This window comes from Gemmatimonadaceae bacterium (genome assembly GCA_030647905.1).
Taxonomy (GTDB): Bacteria; Gemmatimonadota; Gemmatimonadetes; order Gemmatimonadales; family Gemmatimonadaceae; genus UBA4720.
Map to the genome: position 1 here is coordinate 46,550 of JAUSJA010000037.1, position 22,125 is coordinate 68,674.

The following is a 22,125-nucleotide window of genomic DNA, read 5'->3' on the forward strand; positions in this document are numbered from 1 at the left end:
AATGGCATCAGGCAATCGTACGATCGAAGTCGAGCTGTCCACGACAGGGCTCGACGCGCAGGGCAGGCCGCAGCGCGTTCCGCTGGTCACGAACGATGGCGGCTCTCCGCTCGAGATTTCCGCGCCGCTGGCGATGGAACCCGAGCTTTCGGGCGATCACATGCTCATCAACATCGGGCCGCAGCATCCGGCGACGCACGGGGTGCTTCGGCTGGTGCTCGAGCTCGACGGCGAGACGGTGGTGCGTTGCATTCCGCACATCGGCTACCTGCACTGCGGATTCGAGAAGATCGGCGAGTACCGCCAGTACAACCAGATCATCCCGTGGACCGATCGCGAAGATTATCTCAACTCGATCGGCAACAACGTCGCATTCGCGCTCGGCGCCGAGCGGCTGTTCGGCATTGACATCACCGAGCGGTGCGAAGTCCTTCGCGTAATCGCTGCGGAGCTTTCGCGGATCATCTCCCACCTGGTCTGGGTCGGCACGACGTGCATTGACATCGGCGCGTTTACGCCGTTCCTGTGGGCGTTCCAGGAGCGCGAGAACGTCTACAATCTGCTCGAGAGCTGGGTCGGCGCGCGACTCACCACATCGGCGACGCGCGTCGGCGGAATGGCGGCGGACATCCCGTCCGGATGGATGGACGGGCTGCGCCAGTTCATGCGCACCCTCCCGCACACGATTAACGAAGTAGATCGCATCATCACGAAGAACGGCATCTGGGTCGGACGCACGATCGGTCTCGGCGTGATGACGCCGGACGAAGCGATCAACTGGGGACTCTCCGGCCCGATGCTTCGCGCGTCGGGCGTGGATTACGACGTGCGCAAGGATTTCCCATACCTCGGATACGAGAATTACGACTTCGATGTTCCCGTCGGCACCAACGGCGATGTCTACGACCGTTATCTCGTGCGCATGGAGGAGATGCGGCAATCCGTGCGCATTCTCCAGCAGGCCGCCGACAGACTTCCCGACGGCCCTGTCAACGTGGACGATGCGCGCGTGATTCTTCCGCCCAAGTCCAAGGCGACGAGTGAGATGGAATCCATGATCCATCACTTCAAGCAGGTGATGGAAGGTCCGCGTCCGCCCGCCGGCGAGTCCTACGTCGCCGTCGAAAGCCCGAAGGGGGAGAAGGGCTACTACATGGTCTCCGACGGGACGTCCAAGCCGGTGCGCTGGAGAATCCGTCCGCCTTCCTTCATCAACCTTGCCGCAATTCCGAAGATGGTAGAGGGACACCTCCTCTCCGACGTCATCGCGATCAACGCGAGCATTGACATCGTCATGGGAGAGATCGACCGATGAGCCATCAGCCTGTCTTTACCGCCACTGCGCGCAAGGAGCTCGATACGCTCCTCGGCCGCTATCCTACGAAGATGGCGGCGCTGCTCCCCGCGCTATGGATAGTGCAGCGCGAGCGCGGGTGGGTGAGCGAAGACGCCATGGCCGAGGTTGCGGGGGTGCTCGATCTGACACCCGCCTACGTGAAAGGCGTCGTGACGTTCTACACGATGTATCACCAGCATCCGGTCGGGAAATACTTCATCCAGGTCTGCACGACGTCGCCATGCGGAGTCTGCGGAGCCGAGGATGTGGTGAAGGCGTTCCTGCAGCACACGCGCACCGGCGAGCTGGGCGTCACTTCCGCCGACAACAAGTACACGGTGATCGAAGTCGAGTGCCTCGGCGCCTGTGGGTTCGCGACACCTGTCATGATCAACGAAGAGTTCATCGAGTCGGTCACTCCGGAAACAGTTCCGGAAATCCTGGCAAGACTTCCATAAATGGGTTATCCGCACAAATCGCATCCGCGCGAGACGCCGGTGCTCTCCCAGTACTTCGGCGATTCCGACGCGCGCTCACTGGACGGCTGGAAGAAGCGGGGCGGCTACCAGGCGCTCGAGAAGGCGCTCGGCATGGCTCCCGCCGACATCGTCAACATCGTCAAGGAATCGGGGCTGCGTGGTCGCGGCGGAGCCGGATTTCCGACCGGGCTCAAGTGGTCGTTCATGAAGCCGGGCGACGGCAAGCCGCATTACCTGTGCTGCAACGCCGACGAATCGGAGCCGGGCACGTTCAAGGACCGCGAAGTCATGCGCTGGACTCCGCATGGGCTGATCGAGGGATGCGCGATCGCCGCATACGCGATCGGAGCCGAAACGGTTTACATCTACATCCGCGGTGAGTTCACCGAGCCGCTGACCCGGATGGAAGCCGCCGTGCGCGAAGCGTACGACGCGGGCATCCTCGGCCCCAACGCGATGGGCACCGGCAAGCGCATTGACATGTACGTTCACAAGGGCGCGGGCGCTTACATCTGCGGCGAAGAGACGGCGCTCATGAACTCGCTCGAGGGCCGGCGCGGCAATCCGCGCATCAAGCCGCCGTTCCCCGCGGTCTCGGGAGTGTTTGGTCAGCCGACGACGATCAACAACGTCGAGACCCTCGCCGCCGTTCCGGCGATCCTTATGAAGGGCGCCGAATGGTACAAGGGGATGTCGCTGTCGAATCCCAGGAGCACGGGCTCCAAGCTGTTCTCCGTCTGCGGGAATGTCCGACTGCCGGGCACATATGAGGTCGTGCTCGGCTTCCCGTTCAAGGAATTCCTGAACGACCTGTGCGGCGGCCCTCCCGAGGGGAAGAAGTTCAAGGCCGTAATTCCGGGCGGCGCGTCGGTCCCGATCCAGACGATGGAGGAAGCCGAGGCGACGCTGATGGATTACGAGGGCTTCATCGCCCAGGGCTCGATGCTTGGATCGGGCGGCGTCATCGTCATTGATGACTCGCAGTCAATGGTGCGCGTGATCGCGCGGCTGGCGCGGTTCTTCGCCCACGAGAGCTGCGCGCAGTGCACGCAATGCCGCGAAGGCACGGCGTGGACGACGAAGATTCTCGAGCGCATCCGGGACGGGCAGGGCACGATGGAAGATCTGGACACGCTGATGGGAATCGCTGAGAACATGACCGGCACCACTATCTGCGTGTTGAGCGATTCGTGCGCGACCCCGGTCATTTCCGGCATCAACAAGTTCAGAAGCGAATTCGAGGCGCTGATCCATGGAAAGCGTGTGCACTCCGTGATGGCGGCGGTGGCCTGATGGCTGAGCAGATGGCTGAACAGAAGATGGTCAACCTCACGATCGAGGGACGGCCCGTAAGCGTGCCAGAGGGCACGTCCATCCTCGAGGCCGCGAAGACCGCGGGCATCCTCATTCCGCATTACTGCTATCACCCGAGTCTTCCCATTCCGGGCGTTTGCCGGATGTGCCTCGTCGAGGTGGAGAAGGCGCCGAAGCTCGCGCCGTCGTGCGCGACTTCGGTGGCCGAAGGCCAGGTCGTCCGCGTCCACACCGAACGCGCTCTCGAGGCGCGGAAGGGAGTGCTCGAGTTCCTGCTCATCAATCACCCTCTTGATTGTCCGATCTGCGACCAGTCCGGCGAGTGCGAGCTTCAGGACTTCACGTATCAGGAAGGGCGTGCGGATTCGCGATACCGCGACCCGAAGCGATTCAATCCGGTGGAGGATTTCGGCGGCGACGTGATGTACGTCCCCAATCGCTGCATCCTCTGCACCCGTTGCGTGCGCTTCATGGACGATCTCGCGCACGATACGGTCCTCAACGTCAGCGAGCGCGGCGACCGCGCGCTCATCGGAAAGTTCGAGGGTAAGGATCTCACGCACCCGTGGGCGGCGAACGTGATTGACCTCTGCCCGGTCGGTGCGCTGCTTTCCAAGGACTTCCTGAACAAGGCGCGCGCATGGGAACTGGACCGCGCTGCTTCCATCTGCCCCGGCTGCACCCAGGGCTGCAACATCATGATCGAGGTGCGGGACAACAGCGTCGCGCGTCTCAAGCCGCGTCCCAACGAGGACGTCAACAAGTTCTTCATGTGCGACAACGGCCGACTCAACTATCGGTGGATGAACCGGCAGGACAGAGCGGAGAAGCCGATGGTGCGCGCCGGCGGTGTCCTCGCCGCGACCGAGTGGGAGACAGCGATCAATTCCGCTGCGACAATTCTGCGCGGCGCGAGAGTGTTCGTTCTGGCGTCGCCGAGCCTCTCCAACGAGGCGCTGTTCCTGCTGTCGCAGCTCATCGAGCACAACGGCGGCACCGGCGTTTTCCGTGTCGCCACCGGTGAGGAAGCGCCGCTGCCCGGCGTCGAGGATCTCGCCCTTCGGCGCGATCGCGCCGCCAACGTCGCGGGCGCGGAGATGATGGGCTATTTCCGGTCGGACGCGCCGCTCGACGGGCTCGGAGAGGGCGACGTGCTCATCATCGCCGACGACGATCTCGAAGGTCTTTCCATAGATGCTGCCTCGCGTGCCGCTTCGGTAATCGTGATCGGAACGACAATGCCGAAGGGCATCGAGAAGCCTGCGGTCGTGCTGCCGATCTCCAACTTTTCCGAAGAAGAGGGGACGTTCACGAACCTTCGCGGGCGCGTGCAGCGATTCATGCAGGCCAAGGCCGCCCCTGGGCAGGCAAGGCCGAGCTGGCTCGTGCTCGGCGACCTTCTCGGTGCACTGGGAGCCCAGACGAGCTTCTTCCTTCCGTCCGACGTCTTCGCAAATCTCGCCGAGACGAAGCCTGATTTCGCCGGCCTGTCATACGACTCGCTCGGCATGCGCGGGCTTCCCGTGATGAGTGCCGGTGCGGGGGCGACTCGATGATCGCTCCGATCGCGCTTCTTCAGATCGCCAACCCGCAGCTGCCGCCGCCGGGTACCGGCGTCTTCGTGATCTTCACGCTGATCAAGATGATCATCGTGTTCATTGTCTACATGATGAGCGCGGCGCTCCTGACTCTCGCCGAGCGCAAGATCTCGGCGTGGATTCAGGGTCGGCACGGGCCCAATCGTGTCGGCGGCCGCGGCGGATGGCTGCAGCCGGTGGCGGACGGTGTGAAGAACTTCATGAAGGAGGAGACGTATCCAACCGCGGCGTACAAGCCGCTGTTCATACTGGCTCCGGTGCTCGTGTTCATTCCAGCGATGACCACGGTCGCGGTGATCCCCTTCGGCGCGCCGCTCCCGACACGGTGGGGTCTGATCCCGATGGTCGTCGCCGACCTTCCGGTCGGATTCCTGTTCATCTTGGCGATCTCGTCGCTTGGCGTGTACGGAATCGTGCTTGCCGGCTGGGCGTCCAACAACAAGTACGCATTGCTCGGCGGGCTGCGGTCCAGCGCGCAGATGATCTCTTACGAGATCTCGATGGGCATGTCCACGATCCCGGTGCTGCTCCTCGCGGGCAACGTGACCCTGAGCTCGATCGTGACGCAGCAGGCGTACGGCGGATGGAACATCGTCAACCTGACTATCGCGTTCTTCATATTCATGGTCTCGGCATTCGCCGAGACGAACCGCCTTCCGTTCGATCTTCCGGAGGCGGAGACGGAACTGGTTGCCGGCTACCACACGGAATACAGCGCGATGAAGTTCGCGCTGTTCCCGATCTCCGAGTACTGCAACATGATCACGGCGAGCGCGCTGATGGCGACGCTCTTCTTCGGCGGGTTCGACGTGCCGTTCACCGGGCGCGACAACATCGGTCCGTACAGCGGATGGCTCACGTTGCTGTCCATCGTGATCTTCCTGCTCAAGACAGCCTTCTTCCTGTTCGTGTATATCTGGATCCGGTGGACGGTTCCGCGTTTCCGTTATGACCAGCTCATGTCGCTGGGATGGCGCGTGATGCTGCCGCTGGCGCTCGCCTACATAATCATCATCGCGGCGGCGATCCTCATTCTCGATTCGGCGGGCATCAAGGAAGGAGCGATGTATGCGTCCATCCTTGGCGCAATAAACATGGCGCTCGTTGTCGTGCTGTTCGCGATTCTTGACCGGGGCAGGATACTGAGCCCGGCATATGGCCGGGTGCAGGCGGAAAGGCTGGCGCGACTGCAGCGCATAAGCAGTCGTTCTCCCCTCGCGACAGGAGAATCCGAATAATGGCGATCGGCGTGAAAGTGCTGGATCGTAATATCGAGGACGTCAGCTACATCAGAGCCACGCTCAAGGGAATGGGGATGACCTTCAGGCACCTGCTGGAGCCCAAGGTCACGGTCCAGTACCCCGAGGTGAAGTGGCCGATGTCTCCGCGCTGGCGGGGAACGCACCGGATGCTCACGACCGAGACGGGACAGGCGAAGTGCGTGGCATGCGGCCTTTGTCCGACGGTGTGCCCGGCCAATTGCATCAAGCTCGTGCCCGGTGAGGACGAAAAGGGGAACCGCTATCCGCTGGTTTTCGAGATCGACGAATTCCGCTGCATCTTCTGCGGATACTGTCAGGAAGTCTGCCCTGAGGAGGCGATCCACGTCGGGCGGCACTACGAGAACTCGGAATACAGCCGCGCCGGCTTCGTCTACGATCTCGAGCGCCTGACGGCGCAGACGCATCCCGTGTGCGAGATGTGGGACCCCGACGATCCAAAGGGAGAATGATGCAGGAACATTATCCTCTCTTCTACACGTTCCATTTCTACTTCTTCGGCGTCGTGGCGATCGCTTCGGCGCTCACCTTCGTCACCAGGAAGAGTCCGGTTGCAGCGGCGCTGTGGCTGGTGAACACGATGTTCTCGCTGGCCGCGCTCTACATTCTGCTCGACGCCCAGTTCGTCGGCGTGATGCAGGTGCTCGTCTATGCCGGCGCGATCATGGTCGTGTTCCTGTTCGTAGTGATGCTCCTGAATCTCGGGCATCCCTCGGAAATCGCCGACGCTCGCGGAAAGTGGCCGGTGATGGTGGCGGCGCTGATCGGGCTCGGGCTCCTGGCGGAGCTGATGGCGATCTCGCGGACGCGGATCGCCGGTCGGTTCCAGGTACCGGCGGGCTTCGCCGTGGATCAGATGAAGAAGTATGGTGCGGTCGGATCTGTGGCGAGACCGCTCTTCAATGAATATCTGCTGGCGTTCGAGCTGACGAGCGTGCTGCTGCTCGTGGCGATCGCGGGCGCGGTGGTTCTCGGAAAGCGGAGGGACAGCGATGCTGGCTGAGTCTCTTGCGCTCTCCGCGGTTCTGTTCACGATCGGCGTGGTCGGCGTGCTGATCCGCCGCAACGCGATCATCATCTTCATGTGCGTCGAGCTGATGCTCAACGCCGTCAACCTGACGTTCATCGCCTTCTCCCGGTACTACGGCGCCGCGGGACAGGTATTCGTGGTGTTCGTGATGACCGTCGCGGCGGCTGAAGCGGCCGTCGGGCTGGCGATCATCATCTCGATCTTCCGCCACCGCCAATCGGTGAACCTGCAGAACATCAATCTCCTCAAAGGATGATGCTACTCCAGATAGCAGCGGAAGCTCATCCGCTGACGGGTACCATCGCCGAATGGGTTTGGCTGCTGCCCGTGCTCCCGCTGCTCGGATTCGTGATCAACGGCGGAGTGTCGCTGCTGAGCGCAGCGACACGAGGCGCAGAGATCAGAGAGAGCGCAGAGAGCGCAGAGGTAGCGCCGCATCGCTATGCGGCGATCTCCAGCATCATGGGGCCTCTCGTGCTGGTGCTCACGTTCGGGCTGGCGTTCGCCATCTTCTCGCAGATGCGGTCGGTGACGCTGGAAGCCCCGTTCATCCAGCGGTACTTCAGCTGGATGCCGGTTGGGAATCTCCAGATTGACGCCGCGCTGCAGCTCGATCAGCTGTCCATGGTGATGGTGCTGATCATCACCGGTGTGGGGGCGCTGATTCACATCTTCAGCGTCGGCTACATGCGCGAAGATCCGGGTTACCCGCGTTACTTCGCGTATCTCAATCTGTTCGTGTTCTTCATGCTCGTGCTGGTCCTCGGCGCCAACTATCCCGTCCTGTTCGTCGGATGGGAAGGCGTCGGACTCTGCTCTTACCTCCTGATCGGCTTCTGGTTCTCCGACAAGGCGAATGCCGACGCCGGCAAGAAGGCGTTCATCGTCAACAGGATCGGAGACTTCGGGTTCCTGGTGGCGATGTTCCTGATGTTCGCGAATTTCGGGACGCTCGACTTCGCGGGCGTGAACGCCGCGGCCGCAACGCTGCCGCTCGGGACCGCGCTTCTCACCGCCATGTGCCTCTTCATGTTCCTCGGCTGCGCAGGCAAGAGCGCGCAGATCCCGTTATACGTGTGGCTGCCCGACGCGATGGCCGGTCCAACGCCTGTGTCCGCCCTGATCCATGCGGCCACTATGGTCACGGCCGGCGTCTACCTGGTCGCGCGAAGCTCGGTGCTGTTCGCGCTCGCCCCTGTGGCGAGTCTGACAGTGGCGCTGGTGGGAGCGGTGACGGCCATCTTTGCGGCGACGATCGGCCTCAAGCAGTGGGACATCAAGAAGGTGCTGGCGTATTCGACCATATCGCAGCTCGGGTACATGTTCATCGGCGTCGGAGTGGGCGCGTACACCGCCGGCCTGTTCCACCTGATGACTCACTCCTTCTTCAAGGCGCTGCTGTTCCTCGGTGCGGGGTCGGTCATCTATTCGATTCACGCGGCTTATCACCACACGCACAACCATGACGACGCGCAGGACATGCGGAACATGGGCGGGATGAAGAAATACATGCCGGTCACCTGGGGCCTGATGTGGATCGCGACGCTGGCCATATCCGGCATCCCGCCTTTCGCCGGCTTCTTTTCCAAGGACGAGATACTCGGCGCTGCGTTCGCGCGCGCGGGACACTCGACCCTCGCTGAATCCAGCCTGCTCGGCGTCCCGGGAAGCACGATTCTTTATCTGGTGTACGTGCTCGGAGTCGCCTCCGCGCTTCTGACGGCGATCTACATGACGCGGATGATGATCTATACGTTCCACGGGCCCAACCGGACCGGTGAGGCGGAGCGGTCGCATCTGCACGAGGCGCCGTGGGTAATGACGGGCCCGCTCGTCATCCTCGGCCTGCTGAGCCTTGCCGGCGGGTGGTTCAATCTTCCGGCGCTGATCCCGGCAGGCCCGGTCGGGGCGCTCGAGCACTGGCTGCATCCCGTTGTCGGCGCGTCCGAGGCGGCCGTCGCCGGCGCAGCGACTGAAGTGGTTCACGCAGGCACCGAGCTCGCGTTGATCGGCGTCGCCGTGCTCGTGGCGATCGCGGGCATGGTGTTCGCCGCGTTCCGGCTCAAGCCCGAGGGGCTCGTGCCGAAGTCGGAGGCGCCCGAGGAGCACGGCTTCGAGCGCATCCTCGCCAACAAGTATTTCGTGGACGAAGGTTACGATCGCGTGATCGTGAATCCGACGTATCAACTCTCGCGCAACGTGCTCTGGCGAGGCGTTGACGCGGGATTGATTGACGGACTGCTGGTCAATGGAAGCGCCGCCCTGGCGCGCGCATTCGGGTGGCTCGGATCGCGTCTTCAGAACGGCGCTGTCGGCACCTACGCATGGGTGCTCGTCGTCGGCGTTCTCGCGGTGCTCGGCGCCGTGACATTACGGTAATCCCGCAAATGGAAGCTATTCTCCGATCAATCGGATACGACGCCTGGGTTCTGCCGGCGCTGCTGCTTATCCCGGTTGCGGGAGCGGCGCTGCTGCTTGCCATGACCCCGGGCGCGAGCGACGCCGAGGGTCTCGAGCGCTCCAACAGGTCGGCGCGCCTCATCGCGTTCGGCGTGCTGCTCGCCGAGTTCATCGTATCGGCGGGAATGTGGTGGACGTTCGATCCCTCGAATGCCGGCTGGCAGTCCGCCATTGATGCGGCGTGGATTCCGATGTGGGGTATCCGCTTCACGCTCGGCGTGGACGGCATCGCCCTCATGATGATCCTGCTCACGACCTTCATCATGCCGCTGTGCGTGCTCGGCAGCTGGACGAGCATCAAGACGAAGGTGCACGCCTACTTCGCGCTCATGCTGATACTCACGAGCGGAATGCTCGGCGTATTCATGGCGCGCGATCTCTTCCTGTTCTACGTGATGTGGGAAGTGATGCTTGTACCGATGTATTTCATCATCGGGATCTGGGGAGGCGAGCGCCGGATCTACGCGGCCATCAAGTTCTTCATCTACACGATGCTGCCGTCGCTGCTCATGCTCGTCGCGATCCTGTACCTCGGCGTTCACGCCGGCGCGGGCGGCACGCCGAATTTCAGCTACGACAACCTGCTGGCGAATCCGTCCCTGGCGCCGAAGGCGGCGCTGTGGCTGTTCGGTGCGTTCTTCGCGGCGTTTGCCGTGAAGGTGCCGATGTTCCCGTTCCACACGTGGCTGCCTGATGCGCACGTCGAGGCGCCGACTGCCGGCTCGGTGATCCTTGCCGCCATCATGCTCAAGATGGGCACGTTCGGCTTCCTGCGATTCGCTCTGCCGCTTTTCCCGGGTGCAGCGATGAACCCGACAGTTCGCACGGTCATCGTCACGCTGGCCGTCATCGGGATCATCTACGGGGCGCTGGTGGCGATGGTGCAGCCGGACTTCAAGAAGCTCGTGGCGTATTCGTCGGTCAGCCATCTCGGCTTCGTGATGCTTGGAATCTTCGCGCTCACGCTGCAGAGCGTACAGGGCGCGCTGATGATCATGATCAATCACGGCATCTCGACCGGCGCCTTGTTCCTTCTCATCGGCATGATCTACGAGAGGAAGCATTCGCGCCAGATCGATTCGTACGGAGGCATCGCCCGGGTTGTGCCGATATTCGCCGCACTTCTGACGCTCGTTTCGCTCAGCAGCATCGGGCTGCCGGGAACCAACGGATTCGTCGGGGAGTTCCTGGTGCTGGTCGGGTCTTTCAAGCCGTATCCGGTGTTCACGACCGTTGCGACTACCGGCGTGATCTTCGCCGCCTGTTACCTGCTGTGGGCGATCCAGCGAATCCTGTTCAACCCGCTCGACAAGAAGGAGAACGAGAACATCCCGGATCTCAACTGGCGCGAGATCTCCCTGATGGTGCCGCTCGTCGTGGTCATAATCTGGCTTGGCGTGTATCCGGCGCCGGTGCTGCGGCGGATGGAGACCGCGGCCCAGTCGTTCGTCACGCACGTGGAGCAGGGCGCACGCGCGGCCCGGCAGGCAGGCGCGCCGGTCGTCGCGGAATCCGAAGGAGCCCGCCGATGAGCTTCGATCTTTCGATTCCCGGCCAGCTGATGACGGCCTTCGCGCCCGACATCCTGCTCATGGGAGGCGCGATGGTCCTGCTGCTCTGGGCGGCATGGAAGCCGGAGAGCGATGCGCTTCAGCGGAACATCGGCGTCGCCAGCATCGTTCTTTGCGTGACGGTAATGGTGGCGATCGGCTACTACATGGCGCGCGCCGACACGACGATGCCCGGCATCATCGCGGTGGACAATTTTCGCTGGACCGCGGACATCATCTTCCTGCTTGCGACAATCGGCACGATCGCCCTCTCGATGGATTACAACGCGAGGGAAGGGATGAAGGCGGCGGAATCGCACGTGCTTCTCCTGTTCGCGACGTCAGGCATGATGACGCTGGCGGCGGCGCGCGATCTCATGATCGTATTCCTCGGCATCGAGATCATGTCCATCGCGGTATACGTGCTGGCGGGTCTCAACCGTCGCAGTGAAAAGTCGGCCGAAGGAGCGATCAAGTACTTCCTCCTCGGCGCGTTCTCCACCGGATTCCTGCTGTATGGAATCGCGCTGGTGTACGGCGCTACCGGGACAACCAACCTCACGCTGATCGGCGAGCGGGCGATGCAGGTGGGACTGAGCTCCAACGTGATGCTCGTCGTGGGGATCGCGCTGCTGCTCGTCGGCTTTGGCTTCAAGGTCGCGCTGGCGCCGTTCCACATGTGGGCGCCCGACGTGTATGAGGGAGCGCCGACGCCGATCACGGCGTACATGGCGGCGGCGGTAAAGGCTGCGGCGTTCGTCGGTTTCCTGCGAGTCTGGCTGGAGGCGTTTCCCGGCGTGGCGTCGAGCTGGCACGGGCCCGTCTGGTGGCTCGCCGTGGCCACGATGGCGGGCGGCAATCTCATCGCGCTCGCTCAGAAGAACATCAAGCGCATGCTGGCGTACTCCAGCATCGCGCACGCCGGCTACATCCTTGTCGCGGTCGCCAGCGCGACTACCGCCGCTACCGGGGCATTCATGTTCTATCTCCTGGCATACACACTGGCGACGTTCGGTGCCTTCGGCGTGATCGTCGCACTGGAGAGGACGGGTGGTACGCGGCTCAACATCGAAGATTACGCGGGCCTGTGGAGGGTGCGTCCATGGCTTGCGACGGCGATGGCCATCTTCATGCTCGCGCTGCTGGGCTTCCCGATCTTCGGCGGCGTCGGATTCTTCGCCAAGTACTGGATCATCCAGTCGGCGCTCCAGGCACCGGTACCGCAGACCAGGCTCGCCGTCATTCTCGTTCTCACGAGCGTCGTCTCGGCCGGCTACTATCTCAATGTGGTGATGGTAATGTTCATGCGGCCACGGGCCGACGACGCAGCCACCGTCGCGCCTGTTTCCGGATGGACCCGATCGGTAATCGCGATAGCCGCGATTCTGATCCTCGTTCTGGGAGTTCTCCCGAACCCCGTCGCGCGGTGGACACAGAGCAGCCGAATCGTCCCGCCAGTTGCCGCCGCGACGCCGCCCGGAGTGGTGCCAGCTTCGGTCGCGAGGTAGCCGGTTGCTGTCCAGGAACATATTTCGAGAGTACGACATCCGTGGCGTGACGGGAGTGGACCTCACGCCGGACGTGGCGCGGGTGGTGGCGCGAGCATACGCCGCGTTTCTCGCCGGGTACGGAATCACGGGGGAGATTGCAGTCGGCCGCGACAACAGGCCGAGCGGAAACGATCTTCACGCCGAGCTCGTCGCCGGACTTCTCGAGAGCGGTCTCGACGTCGTGGACATCGGAATTGTCCCGACACCGCTGGCATACTGGGCGCAGCACAACCTGAACGTCGCCGGCGGAATTCAGATTACCGGCTCGCACAACCCGCCCCAGTTCAACGGCTTCAAGCTTGGCCTCGGCAGGAACTCGGTCTACGGCGACGACATCCAGAAGATCTACGAGATCGCTGCCGGCGGGAAGTTTCCCTCGGGAAAGGGAGCGCTTCGCAGCGAAGAGATCGTGGATCGCTACGTGGAAGACGTGGGAAGCCGAATCGGAACGATCGCGCGGCCCATCAACTGCGTCGCTGACTGCGGAAACGGCGTTGGCGCCATCGTCGCCGGCAAGCTCTTCGATCGTATCGGAGTGCCGGCGCGCATCCTGTTCGGCGACAGCGATGGGACCTTCCCCAACCACCATCCCGATCCTACGGTCCCGAAGAATCTCGAAGACCTGATCGCGGCGGTGAAGGAAGGGAAGTCGGAGCTCGGCATCGCGTTCGATGGCGACGCCGACCGCATTGGAGTCGTGGACGAGGACGGCACGATCATCTGGGGCGATCAGCTTCTGATCATCTATGCCCGCGACGTTCTCTCGCGCACGGGGAAGGGCCAGTCCATAATCTTCGACGTGAAATGTTCGCAGGCTCTCCCTGAGGAAGTGGAGAAGGCGGGGGGCAAGCCCGTGATGTGGAAGACGGGGCACTCGCTGATCGAGGAGAAGATGCATGAGACCAATGCACCGATCGCGGGCGAGATGTCGGGTCACATGTTCTTCGCCGAAGGGTGGTACGGGTTCGACGACGCGTTGTACGGTGCGGCACGACTTCTTCGAATCGTGGCCGACACAGGAAAGAGCGTCCGCGAGATGATGGCCGACGTTCCAAGGTTCGTTTCCACTCCCGAGATCAGGGTGGACTGCGCCGACGACGCGAAGTTCGGCATCGTGGATGCGGCAAGAGCACATTTCGCCGCGGCGCACAACGTGATAGACGTTGACGGAGTACGGGTATTGTACGGCGACGGATGGGGACTCATCAGGGCATCCAACACGCAGCCGGTTCTCGTCATGCGCTTCGAGGCCCGCACGCAGGAGCATCTGGACTCCATCCGCTCGGAGATGGAAGGCTGGCTGCGCCAGCAGGGCGTCGCGGTCTGACATGACCACACGGCGGCGGCTCGCCTCAGGGTTCGTCGCTGCCGCGGCCGTTCTTCTCTTCGGGCGCGTTTCCGCGCTGCTGTATGCCGATCACGCGTGGTACGATGCGCTCGGAGCTGTGGCTTTGTGGCGCGAGCGCATCGGCGACATCGTCACCATCCAGCTGTGCTTCGCGGTCTTTGCGGGCCTCTTCGCGTTGCTCAATCTATCCGCCATCCGCCGCAGTATCGTCTCACTGGCTTTCCCACGGCGACTGGGCAATGTCGAATTCGGCGAAGCCGTGCCGAGGAAGATCCTGGATCGCGCGGCGTTCGTGCTCGCTGCTGGCGTGGCTGCCCTGATGTCCCTCGCTGTGCCTTCGTGGGACAAGCTTGCGCTCGTCCGGGCGGGCGTCCGCTTCGGAGAGACCGATCCGTTCTTTCAGATGGACATCGGGTTCTACACCGCCTGGCTGCCGCTCGAGAGCGCGGCATACGTGTGGTGCCTCGCGCTGCTGATACTCGTGTCGGTGATAGTGACCGGTCTGTACGCTCTCACTCCAAGTCTTCGGTGGCATCGCGGCGCTTTCCAGGTATCTGTGCGCGTGCGGCGTCACCTGTCGGTTCTCGCCAGCCTGTTCCTGCTCATGATGGCGTGGAGCTACCGGCTCGACGGATACGAGCTCCTGATAAAGGGAAGCGGACCCGACGGGATGTTCTCCTATGTGGATCATCAGTGGCTGATTCCCGCCTATCTCTCGCTATCGGTCGGAACTGTGGCGGCGGGAGCGCTCGTGATCGTGAGCGGATGGACCGGACAGCTTCGCGCGGGATTCTTCACCATCAGCGCAGTGCTGATATTCTCGGTGGCGCTGGATCTCATTCTTCCGTCCGTGGTCCGGCGATTCGCCGGCACCACCGCCATCGCCGCCAGGGAACGTCCGTACGTCGCCACACGCGCCGCTTTCACCGCGCGGGCGTATGGTCTGCCGAGAAATGCTCCGCAACCGCCCCCGCATGAAGTCACGCGATTCGCTGCGTTCGCTGACTCCGCGCGCATCGCGAAGGTCATGTCGTCGGCGAAGGACAGCGCGCTCGTCTACCCAGGAGCAGTGGGAGCGGCTCTCGTGCTGCACGGCCGGCAAGTCGCCGCACCGCTGCTCGGAACCGGACTCCGCCGGCTTGCGCTGGCGTGGTCCGAGCAGCGACTCGACCTCGCGTGGAGCACGTTGCCCGAGAATGCCCGCCTCGCGCGCAATCGAGACGTGCGACGTCGTGTGCGGTCACTGATGCCTGTATTCACTCAGGGAAGCGGTGTCGTTCCAGGCTATATCGGGGACACTCTCGTCTGGATCGCCGAGCTGTACTCGGCGTCCGCGAGCTACCCCTTGAGCCGCCATTACCCGCTCGCCGGCGAGGAGCGGTCCTACTTCAGGCACAGCGGTACAGCTCTCGTCAACTCGGCGACGGGCCGCGTCACGGTCGTCCCGTCGAGCTCGCCGGATCCGACAGCCGTCGCCTGGCGGGCGCGTTTCCCCGCCAACATACGTCCGGGCGGGCCGGATCTGCTCGATGAGCTGACGTCGGGGCCACGACAGACAGAGTCCGCATCACCGGGGTCGGCGAGCCCGGCGAGCGACGCCGCATTCCGCACCGAGGTGCGCCGTCTCTTTGCCCGGATGCGCTCGGCACTTTCGGCGGGAGACCTCATGGCATTCGCCGCGGCATACGACTCGCTCGGCATCATTGTCGGACGATGACATCGGACGATGACAGCGGAAGATGGTTACGATTGGCGGTATTCCCCGGTAATCCGTTATGAACCTGAATTCAAGAACCGCCGTCGTTGCGCTCGGCGGCAATGCCCTCTCTCCACCTGGCGAGCGATCCACGATAGCCGACCAGTTCCGGCATACGCGTGAAAGTCTCGGACCGATAGTGGATCTCGCGGTCGAAGGCTGGAACCTGTGCATCGTACACGGGAACGGTCCGCAGGTGGGCGACGAGCTGGTGCGGAGCGAAGTGGCGCGCTCGGAGGTTGCTCCGCTGCCGCTCGGCGTCCTCGTCGCCAGCACCGCCGGGTGGATCGGGTACATGATCCAGCAGTCGGTCGAGAACGCGCTGCGTCTCGCCGGCAATCCGCGCCTCGTGACCACAGTCATCACCCAGGTCGAAGTGGATCCGGCCGATCCCGCTCTTTCAGAACCGACGAAGTTCATCGGGCACGCCATTCCCGAGGCGAGAGCAGACGCGCTTCGGTCAGAAGGGCATGCGGTGAAGCGGGATCCCCGCGGGCATCAGAGACGCGTTGTCGGAAGTCCGGCGCCGATCGCGATCCACGAGATCCACGTGATACGCCAGCTCGTTCGCGAGGGCATCGTGGTCGTCGCATGCGGAGGCGGCGGCATTCCGGTCTACGCCGACGCGCGTCTCGGCCTCGAGGGGGTGGATGCCGTAGTGGACAAGGATTCCGCCGCGGCCGTACTCGCAGCCGATCTGGGTGCGGAGCTGTTTCTGATTCTGACCGACGTGAACGCGGTGTACGCCGATTGGGGTCGCGATTCGCAAAGGGCCCTCACCAGTCTCTCGGCTGCCGAGGCCGAGAGACTCGACGCGGCTGGCGCCTTTGGCGAGGGCAGCATGGCCCCCAAGGTACGCGCCGCGGTGGAGTATGTGCGCCGCACCGGCGGACGCGCCGTAATTACGGAGTTGAGCCGCGGTCTGGACGCCGTACACGGACGCGCGGGGACTACCATAGCCCGTTAATTTCCATCTTCAATAACAGAACCCACCAGCCGCGGTGATCCGCGGAGCGGAGAAAGTTTGAACATCCACGAATACCAGGCGAAGGAAATCTTTCGGGATGCCGGCATTCCCATCCCGCCTGGCGAAGTCGCGACGACCGCGGCCGAAGCCGAGGCAATCGCCCGCAAGTTTGGCGGTACCGTAGTCGTTAAGGCCCAGGTGCATGCGGGCGGACGAGGCAAGGCCGGCGGAGTGAAGCTGGCCAGGTCACCCGAGGAGGCACGAGAGGTCGCCGAGAAGATCCTGAAGCTGACGATCAAGGATCTTCCCGTCGAGAAGGTGCTCGTCACTCCCGCGGCAGACATCGAGTCGGAGGCGTACGTCGGCATCATCGTGGACCGCGCGTCGAAGCGGGCAGTGTTCATGGTGAGCCGGGCGGGCGGAATTGACATCGAGGAAGTCGCGGCGAAGACCCCGGAAAAGATCATGCGTCGTCCGGTGGACGCGCGGTACGGCCTGCAGCCCTATGAGGCGATGCAGATGGGCTTCTTCCTGTACGACGATGTGAAGCAGGCCCGCGCGGCGGCGAAGATCATGCAGCAGCTCTACACGGCGTTCGTGAAGAGCGGCGGTTCGCTGGCGGAGATCAATCCGCTCGTCACGACCCCAGCCGGCGACATCGTCGCACTCGACGCCAAGATGGTGATTGACGACAACGAGCTCGATCGTCTTCCAGCCATCGCCGCACTTCGCGACGAGTCTGCCGAAGCGCCGAGCGAGGTCGAGGCGCGCAGGGCGAATCTCACGTTCATCAAGCTCGATGGAAACGTGGGATGCGTAGTGAACGGCGCCGGCCTCGCCATGGCCACGATGGATCTTGTGAAATACTACGGCGGAGAGCCGGCGAACTTCCTCGACATCGGCGGATCGTCGAACCCGGAGAAGGTCGTCAGCGCGCTTCGCATCATCACGGCTGACCCAAGCGTGAAGGCCATCCTGTTCAACATCTTCGGCGGCATCACGCGTACCGATGACGTCGCCAACGGCATCGTCACCGCGACAAAGCAGAATCCGCTGAAGGTGCCGATCGTGATCCGCCTCACAGGCACGAACGAGGACATCGCCCTCAGGATTCTCCAGGAAAACGGATTCTCGGCCATGACGGACATGGACGAGGCGGTAAAGAAGGCGGTTTCACTGGCGACGGGGAAGGCAGCGTGAGCATTTTCATCGACAACGGCACGCGGCTGCTCGTTCAGGGAATCACCGGGCGCGACGGATCGTTCCACACGCGCCAGATGATCGAGTACGGGACACAGGTCGTCGGCGGCGTGACGCCGGGCAAGGGCGGGCAGAAGTTCGACGGCGCGGTGCCAATCTTCAACACCGTCGCCGACGCAGTGAACGAGACGGGCGCGAACGCGACCGTTATCTACGTTCCGCCGATGTTCGCGGCCGACGCGATCATGGAGGCCGCTGACGCCGGCGTTTCGTTCATCGTCTGCATCACCGAAGGCGTGCCCGTTCTCGACATGACGCGGGTCTATCCGTTCGTTAAGGAGAAGGCGGCCCGCCTCCTCGGCCCCAACTGTCCGGGGTTGATTTCTCCGGGCAAGTCAAAGGTCGGAATCATTCCGGGGAATATCTGCACGCCGGGTCCCATCGGGCTCGTGAGCAGGTCGGGAACGCTCACCTACGAGGTCGTCTTCCAGATGACCCGCGCGAGCATGGGGCAGACGACGTGTGTCGGAATCGGCGGCGATCCGATCAACGGAACGAACTTCATTGATTGCCTTGCGGCGTTCGAAGCCGACCCGGATACGGAAGCCGTCGTGATGATTGGCGAAATCGGCGGCACCGAGGAGCAGGAAGCGGCGGAGTTCGTGAAGGAGAAGATGACGAAGCGCGTGGTCGGCTTCATCGCGGGACAGACCGCTCCGCCAGGGCGTCGCATGGGTCACGCGGGTGCGATCATCTCCGGATCGGCCGGTACCGCCGCGGAGAAAATGCAGGCCTTCGAGGAGAACGGCGTTGGCGTCGCGAAGCGTCCGATCGATATCGTGCAACTTCTCAGCAGTGTATAACTAAATACTTACAGGACATAGACATGGCTGGAAGCAAGACACTCACGATCGTGAAGCCGGACGCGTTCGGGGCGGGCAAGGCCGGGAAGATCATCGCGCACCTCGAGGCGGGCGGATTCAAGATCGTCACCGCCCGCGTGCTTCACATGAACGAGGCGCAGGCCGAGGCTTTCTACGAGGTCCACAAGGAGCGGCCGTTCTACGGCTCGCTGGTCCGTTTCATGACCTCGGGACCATGCATGCCGATGGTGCTCGAGAAGTCCGATGCGGTCCTCGGGCTGAGGGAAGCGATCGGCGCGACCGACCCGGCAGAGGCCGCCGAGGGCACGGTGCGGAAGCTGTTTGCGGAGTCGAAGGAGCGGAACGCGATCCACGCGTCCGATTCGGACGAGAACGCAGAGCGCGAAGCGAGGTTCTTCTTCTCCGACGCCGAGATGATCCAGGCGCGATGATGCTTCGGCGGCCCCTCACGAGAAAGCGCTAACACAGATGGCACAGATGGGGCACAGATGGGGCACAGATGAGCCCAGATGTGCCCATCTGCGCCATCTGTGGTTAACCGCACTTGCGAAGCCGGCACCGGGACGAAGGACGCCACTTTTCGGACGCCCATAAGGTCGCTAGCTTTAAAAACTTATGCTGTCGTTTGACATCCGTTCACTGGAGTCGCAGGCGGCGCATGTCGATGGGCAGCTCGCACCGGACGATCCGGTCTGGGAAGCCGGTGACGTGCGTCCCTCGAAACCGATCCGATTGGAGGGCCGCCTGTCGGCGGCCGGTCCGTCGCGGTTCTATTTCAGTGGTCGGTTCAGCGGGGAGACAGGGGTGCCATGCCGGCGGTGCCTCACCGATGTGCCCGTTCCAGTCAGCGAGGAGGCGCATTTCATCTTCTCGTCAGAGGGTGAGGACAGTGCGGATGACCCTGACGTCTATCCGTTCGATCCGAACGGCCGTGACCTCGATCTGCGGCCGGCGCTGCGCGAAGTGTGGCTCCTCATGGTGCCGGGTTTCGTGCTCTGCCGCGAGGACTGCAAGGGATTCTGCCCAATCTGCGGGACCGATCTGAACACCGGCACATGCGATTGTGCGCCGGCAACGACTGAAAGCCGTTGGGACACGTTGCGGTCAATCCGCGATCAGCTGCCCTGAAACTCAACTTGGAAAACAACAATGGCCGTACCAAAGCGCCGCACCTCAAAGAGAAAGAAGCGCGCTCGCAACACGCACAAGACCGCACCAGCCATCGCGATCCAGAAATGCCCGCGTTGCCAGAGCATGCGGCGTCCGCATCACGTCTGTGAAGAGTGCGGATACTACGACGGTGAACAGCGAGTAGCCGCCAGGGAAGCGTAGACTTGGCGCGGATCGCGTTGGACGCCATGGGGGGCGATTTCGCACCCCGGGCAACTATCGCAGGAGCGCTTCAGGCACTCGATGAGCGGCAGGACGGTCAGACTGTGCAGCTCGTGGGGCAGACGACAGTCATCGAAAAGCAGCTCGCCGAGCTTCTCAGCGGCGAGCTTGCGCATTGTGCGCATGTCCGCGGCCACATCGAGATCGTCGAAGCTCCCGACAACATCGAGATGGCGGAGAAACCGACCGCCGCTCTGCGCAGGAAACCGAACAATCCGATGGCGGTCGGCATCAAGCTCCAGGTTGACGGCCGGTCCGACGCGTTCGTTTCCGCCGGCAACACGGGCGCACAGATGGCGGTCTCCGCCGTGCTGCTCGGCCTCCACCCGGGGCTCAAGCGGCCGCCGGTCTCGACCATCCTGCCGACGTCGCGTGAGCCGATCGTATTTCTCGATTCCGGCGCCAACGTGGATTGCTCTGCCGCCGAACTGGTGCAGTTCGCGTGGCTTGGTGCGATCTACGCTGAATGCGCATTCGGCCGCCCGAATCCGGCCGTTGGCCTTCTCAGCATCGGTGAGGAGGAGTCGAAGGGCAACGCCGTATCCAAGGACGCATACCCACTCTTCCGCGATGCCGGCTTCAATTTCCAGGGAAACATCGAGGGACGAGACCTTCCCGCTGGGGCGAGCCACCGCGGACCGCTCGACGTCGTCGTCTGTGACGGATTCACCGGCAACATCGTGCTCAAGTTCTACGAAGGCGTAATTCCAATGATCCTCGAGATAATGGAGCGCGATGCGGAGATCGACATGCCGCGCGTAAGAAAGTCCCTCGGCGCGCTCGATTCGTCGTTATACGGCGGAGCTCCTCTGCTCGGCGTGCGCGGAGTGAGCATGATCTGTCACGGAAACTCGACGCCGCGCGCCATCAAGAACGCAATCGGCGCGGCGGTGCGGGCGGTGGAGACGAGAATGAACGAGCGCATCGGCGAGAAACTGGCCGCGGTCGAGTCAATGGCGGGCGAGACGAGGACGGCATCATGAAGAGACCAATCGCTGCGGTGATGGCGACAGGCCGCGGGATTCCCGGGCACGTGATGACGAATTATGACTTCGCGGCCATCGGGATCGAGACGTCGCACGAGTGGATCGTCGAGCGCTCGGGGATCGTCGAGCGCCATATCGCGAAGGAAGGTGATACTACCTGCTCCATGGCGGCGACGGCCGCCCGGAAGGCGATGGAGCGGGCGGGCGTTCATCCGGGTCAGCTCGACGCCATCGTGCTCAGCACGGCTACTCCCGACCGGTTGCTGCCGGCGACGGCGGTGGACCTGCAGGCGGCGCTCGGCGCATCGCGCGCGGCGGCATTCGACATCGGTGCTGCGTGCTCGGGATGGCTGTACGGCATGACGGTGGCGGAAGGGTTGATCGCCTCGGGCGTCGCCGAGACGATTCTCGTCGTCGCGTCGGAGAAGATGAGCTCGATCGTGGACTGGAAGGACCGCGCAACGTGTGTTCTGTTCGGCGACGGAGCGGGCGCCGTGATTCTTCAGCGCTCGCGCACCGGCAGAGGAATTCTTTCCGCGTTCCTGCGGAGCGACGGGAAGCTGGCGGACCTGCTCTATCGTCCGAGCGGCGGCGCGACGATCCCGATGAGCCCGGAGGTTCTCGCCGAGCGCAGCTACCTCGTGCGAATGGCCGGCCGCGAAGTGTTCAAGCATGCGGTGCGGTCCATGTCGGAAGCCGCCGATCGCGCGCTCGACGCGGCGCGCCTGACCAGTGCGGACATAGATCTGTTGATACCGCACCAGGCCAACGTCAGGATAATCGAGGCCACGGCCAAGCATTCCAATATTCCGATGGACAAGGTCTACGTGAACGTTGACCGCTACGGGAACACGTCTTCCGCCTCGATTCCCATCGCCATTGATGAGGCCGTCGAAAAGGGAATAATCAATGAAGGCTCGACGGTTCTGCTCGTCGCGTTTGGCGCCGGTTTCACCTGGGCGTCCATGATCATCCGCTTCTAGCACGTGGACGTC

General features: G+C 63.1%; 21 protein-coding genes. All 21 read left to right on the forward strand.

All coding sequences use genetic code 11. The features are described from left to right. The first annotated feature begins 1 nt into the window (after position 1). Positions 2-1,315 carry an NADH dehydrogenase (quinone) subunit D gene (gene nuoD, locus Q7S20_14165; GenBank protein ID MDO8502975.1) on the forward strand — a complete coding sequence of 438 codons (1,314 nt, stop codon included), beginning with the start codon at positions 2-4 and terminating at the stop codon, positions 1,313-1,315. Beyond that, complete coding sequence (locus Q7S20_14170) at positions 1,312-1,794, forward strand: NAD(P)H-dependent oxidoreductase subunit E (GenBank protein ID MDO8502976.1); 483 nt, start codon at positions 1,312-1,314, stop codon at positions 1,792-1,794. The genes nuoD and Q7S20_14170 overlap by 4 nt, the downstream gene beginning before the upstream one ends. Further along, positions 1,795-3,108, forward strand: a complete 1,314-nt coding sequence (gene nuoF / locus Q7S20_14175; GenBank protein MDO8502977.1) for an NADH-quinone oxidoreductase subunit NuoF — start codon at positions 1,795-1,797, stop codon at positions 3,106-3,108. Further along, a complete protein-coding gene (locus tag Q7S20_14180) occupies positions 3,108-4,685 on the forward strand; it encodes a 2Fe-2S iron-sulfur cluster-binding protein (protein ID MDO8502978.1) in 1,578 nt (525 codons plus the stop codon). Before nuoF ends, Q7S20_14180 begins: the two co-directional genes overlap by 1 nt. Beyond that, on the forward strand, positions 4,682-5,965 hold the full coding sequence (nuoH, locus tag Q7S20_14185) for an NADH-quinone oxidoreductase subunit NuoH (protein MDO8502979.1): 1,284 nt from the start codon (positions 4,682-4,684) through the stop codon (positions 5,963-5,965). Before Q7S20_14180 ends, nuoH begins: the two co-directional genes overlap by 4 nt. Beyond that, positions 5,965-6,459 carry an NADH-quinone oxidoreductase subunit I gene (locus Q7S20_14190; protein MDO8502980.1) on the forward strand — a complete coding sequence of 165 codons (495 nt, stop codon included), beginning with the start codon at positions 5,965-5,967 and terminating at the stop codon, positions 6,457-6,459. Before nuoH ends, Q7S20_14190 begins: the two co-directional genes overlap by 1 nt. Next, entirely contained in the window at positions 6,456-7,010 is a 555-nt protein-coding gene (locus tag Q7S20_14195) for an NADH-quinone oxidoreductase subunit J (GenBank protein MDO8502981.1), read from the forward strand. Before Q7S20_14190 ends, Q7S20_14195 begins: the two co-directional genes overlap by 4 nt. Beyond that, a complete protein-coding gene (gene nuoK, locus Q7S20_14200) occupies positions 7,000-7,293 on the forward strand; it encodes an NADH-quinone oxidoreductase subunit NuoK (GenBank protein ID MDO8502982.1) in 294 nt (97 codons plus the stop codon). Before Q7S20_14195 ends, nuoK begins: the two co-directional genes overlap by 11 nt. Continuing rightward, on the forward strand, positions 7,290-9,416 hold the full coding sequence (nuoL, locus tag Q7S20_14205) for an NADH-quinone oxidoreductase subunit L (GenBank protein ID MDO8502983.1): 2,127 nt from the start codon (positions 7,290-7,292) through the stop codon (positions 9,414-9,416). Before nuoK ends, nuoL begins: the two co-directional genes overlap by 4 nt. A gap of 8 nt (positions 9,417-9,424) precedes the next feature. Continuing rightward, on the forward strand, positions 9,425-11,029 hold the full coding sequence (locus Q7S20_14210) for an NADH-quinone oxidoreductase subunit M (protein MDO8502984.1): 1,605 nt from the start codon (positions 9,425-9,427) through the stop codon (positions 11,027-11,029). Continuing rightward, positions 11,026-12,555, forward strand: coding sequence for an NADH-quinone oxidoreductase subunit N (locus Q7S20_14215; protein ID MDO8502985.1), 1,530 nt, complete (start codon positions 11,026-11,028; stop codon positions 12,553-12,555). The genes Q7S20_14210 and Q7S20_14215 overlap by 4 nt, the downstream gene beginning before the upstream one ends. Positions 12,556-12,559: 4 nt before the next feature. Then, positions 12,560-13,924: a phosphomannomutase/phosphoglucomutase gene (locus tag Q7S20_14220; GenBank protein ID MDO8502986.1), complete on the forward strand. Its 1,365-nt coding sequence runs from the start codon at positions 12,560-12,562 to the stop codon at positions 13,922-13,924. Between the two features lies 1 nt (position 13,925). Next, complete coding sequence (locus tag Q7S20_14225; GenBank protein ID MDO8502987.1) at positions 13,926-15,662, forward strand: UPF0182 family protein; 1,737 nt, start codon at positions 13,926-13,928, stop codon at positions 15,660-15,662. A gap of 58 nt (positions 15,663-15,720) precedes the next feature. Next, positions 15,721-16,668, forward strand: coding sequence for a carbamate kinase (locus Q7S20_14230; protein MDO8502988.1), 948 nt, complete (start codon positions 15,721-15,723; stop codon positions 16,666-16,668). A 57-nt stretch (positions 16,669-16,725) separates the two neighbouring features. Next, entirely contained in the window at positions 16,726-17,868 is a 1,143-nt protein-coding gene (sucC, locus tag Q7S20_14235) for an ADP-forming succinate--CoA ligase subunit beta (GenBank protein ID MDO8502989.1), read from the forward strand. Next, the gene (sucD, locus tag Q7S20_14240; GenBank protein MDO8502990.1) at positions 17,865-18,731 is read left to right on the forward strand and encodes a succinate--CoA ligase subunit alpha; all 867 of its coding nucleotides are present in this window, start codon (positions 17,865-17,867) and stop codon (positions 18,729-18,731) included. Before sucC ends, sucD begins: the two co-directional genes overlap by 4 nt. 23 nt (positions 18,732-18,754) lie before the next feature. Then, entirely contained in the window at positions 18,755-19,183 is a 429-nt protein-coding gene (gene ndk, locus Q7S20_14245) for a nucleoside-diphosphate kinase (protein MDO8502991.1), read from the forward strand. Between the two features lie 184 nt (positions 19,184-19,367). Next, the gene (locus Q7S20_14250) at positions 19,368-19,880 is read left to right on the forward strand and encodes a DUF177 domain-containing protein (GenBank protein MDO8502992.1); all 513 of its coding nucleotides are present in this window, start codon (positions 19,368-19,370) and stop codon (positions 19,878-19,880) included. Between the two features lie 21 nt (positions 19,881-19,901). After that, positions 19,902-20,084, forward strand: coding sequence for a 50S ribosomal protein L32 (rpmF, locus tag Q7S20_14255; GenBank protein ID MDO8502993.1), 183 nt, complete (start codon positions 19,902-19,904; stop codon positions 20,082-20,084). 2 nt (positions 20,085-20,086) lie between these two features. Continuing rightward, positions 20,087-21,127, forward strand: coding sequence for a phosphate acyltransferase PlsX (plsX, locus tag Q7S20_14260; protein ID MDO8502994.1), 1,041 nt, complete (start codon positions 20,087-20,089; stop codon positions 21,125-21,127). Next, the gene (locus Q7S20_14265) at positions 21,124-22,113 is read left to right on the forward strand and encodes a beta-ketoacyl-ACP synthase III (protein ID MDO8502995.1); all 990 of its coding nucleotides are present in this window, start codon (positions 21,124-21,126) and stop codon (positions 22,111-22,113) included. Before plsX ends, Q7S20_14265 begins: the two co-directional genes overlap by 4 nt. The last annotated feature ends 12 nt before the right edge of the window (positions 22,114-22,125 follow it).